Annotated in this window: 4 protein-coding genes; all 4 read right to left on the bottom strand. The window is 48.3% G+C overall.

Annotation, left to right across the window (positions count from 1 at the left end; genetic code table 11):
* On the bottom strand, positions 1–890 hold an 890-nt coding region (locus HMPREF9429_RS08275), incomplete at its 3' end, for a hypothetical protein (protein ID WP_006943072.1).
* A 12-nt stretch (positions 891–902) separates the two neighbouring features.
* On the bottom strand, positions 903–1,154 hold the full coding sequence (locus HMPREF9429_RS08270; RefSeq protein WP_006941756.1) for a hypothetical protein: 252 nt from the start codon (positions 1,152–1,154) through the stop codon (positions 903–905).
* 38 nt (positions 1,155–1,192) lie between these two features.
* Positions 1,193–1,609, bottom strand: a complete 417-nt coding sequence (locus HMPREF9429_RS08265; protein ID WP_006943070.1) for a hypothetical protein — start codon at positions 1,607–1,609, stop codon at positions 1,193–1,195.
* Between the two features lie 54 nt (positions 1,610–1,663).
* Positions 1,664–2,023: hypothetical protein (locus HMPREF9429_RS08260; protein WP_006943068.1), on the bottom strand; the 360-nt coding region annotated here is incomplete at its 5' end.

Genomic DNA, 2,023 nt, shown 5'->3' with positions numbered 1-2,023 from the left:
TTTTTAGCCAGCTTTAACGCCTCATACGCAGCGATCAATTTGGTCAGTGTAACCGCCGTCGTTGCAATGGCGTCCTTATTTTTATAAATTTGAGTAGCCGTCCAGGAAAGCCCTTCCATAATCTGAGGCAAGAGTTCCTTAGCAAGCGGACCCAGTGCCACGCCGGCAATGGTACCCAGTTTACCAAGCTGCAAGTTAATTTCTTGGATGTCCATGTATATATCATGGGCTTCTTTCGAATCAAGTCCTATGCCTTGTATTTTAGATACCCGCTGTGCGGCTTCTTCATAATTAAGAAGCGTCTTCGTTAGCGCAAGTCCTCTTGTACCAAGCGTGGCCATTAAAAACTCTTGGCCTTGTCCGGCTTCGTTGGCAGCCCGATAGCCTTTGGCCAAAGTCTCCAGCTGTTCGTTCATGGGCTTCATCTTGCCCGTTGAGTCCGTAAGAGACAGCCCCATTTGAGATAAGACAGCGGCCGCCTTCTTTCCTTCTACCGTGTTATTGGCAAGGTTCTTATCAAGACGCATAATAGACTTAGCGGCCGTCTCTACATCGCCGCCTGTCATCTTTAAAATGCCCGAAAGTTTGGCGGCTTCTGCAGCAGTTAAATTAAACCGTTGCTGCACCTGGTACAAAGATTCACCGGCATTGACAGCGCTTTCAATAATGGCATTTAACCCAAAGCCCGCGGCTGCCACGCCTGCAAACTTCGTAAGCGTTCCCAGCATGGCGTTTACCTTACCCGTTGCCGTATCCACGCTCCCCGAGAACTCGTGTATCGGATTGGACGAGAACGTCTTTTGGATTTCTTGTTTGGTTTTACCAAGCTCAGAGGACAGCCCGCTGCCGTCGGCTCCTATCTTAATCAGTAAATCTGCAACTGTGGTCATTGGCTATCCTCCTTACATACCAAATACCTTTAGTAATTCTTTTCGTTCTTCTTTCGGATCGGGCTTTACGTCCGGATACAGCGGCGCTAAAATATCGGCCGGAGTAATCGACGTCTTACTGCCAAGCTGAGGCAGTAACTGCCAATAGGTAAAGTACGCTTGCATCTCATCTTGCTTTCTCTTTCGCCTGAGATGCCCTTGCACCATGGCGTTAAACTCTTGAATTTGAAGTTCCTCAAATTCACGCGGCTTAAGGCTAAGCATCCCGTACGCCACCGGTTCCGCGTTTTCAATCCAGGCTTCTATCGATCCGACGACGATCGTGCCGTCTTCGACGTCGTCGGCTTGGCGTTTTTTCCCGTACCCGGATGAAACTTCACCTTGTTATATAGCCCTGTGTCGAAAATGAGCTGTATCACAAACCCGCCTAAATCATCCATCGTCTGCCCTTCGATGGAGCAATACTCATCAATAAGGTCGTATAACTCATCGTCAGACCTTTTCCCCTGCTTTTCGTCGTGAATGGCAAATCTGAGAACGGCCATAACAAGGTCAATACCGAGATTGGCCGTCATGCGAGAGATGACCGCAAGGGAGCTTGCATCAAAGATGGATAAGAGCGACTGGTTGATTTCTCTTTCCACCATGCGCATATCTTTAATGGTAAGATAGGCTTCATATCGGTTATCACCGACGGTTAACGTCCGTGTGGTTTTCATCGTAAGGTTCCTCCTATCGTAAAAAAGAGCGGCCTTTCGACCGCTCTTTACTTCTTACGCCGTTAATTTGAGCTTATACGTAAGTTTAATATCCGCTGTAATCGTAATGGTAATGTTGTTGTCCCCCATTACCAAATGGTCCTTCATAGCTCCATTTTTCAAAAGTTTTAGCGTCCCTTGGCTATACGTATAGTCGACTTCCTGATAAAGTCTCGTTCCGTCGGCCATGACGACCGTACGAACGTTGGCCTCCGGCGGCGTAATCGTAATGGATACGTCCGTCATGGCCGCTTTCGAAACCGTACTCGTGGCCGTGCTAAGAGCCGGGGTCGTCGACAGTTTCTGTACGTCTGAAATGCCATTTTTGCCTTCAAAGGTAACCTTTAGCGTAGATACCCCGCTATAGCTGTGGTC

The sequence above is a fragment of the Megasphaera micronuciformis F0359 genome (assembly GCF_000165735.1).
Taxonomy (GTDB): Bacteria; Bacillota; Negativicutes; order Veillonellales; family Megasphaeraceae; genus Megasphaera; species Megasphaera micronuciformis.
This window is presented reverse-complemented; position numbering and strand designations above follow the sequence as displayed.

Bases quoted from the DNA above. Each gene is read 5' to 3' on its own strand.
- HMPREF9429_RS08270 (WP_006941756.1), bottom strand. From the start codon at position 1,154: ATGCTTAGCCTTAAGCCGCGTGAATTTGAGGAACTTCAAATTCAAGAG.
- HMPREF9429_RS08265 (WP_006943070.1), bottom strand. From the start codon at position 1,609: ATGAAAACCACACGGACGTTAACCGTCGGTGATAACCGATATGAAGCC.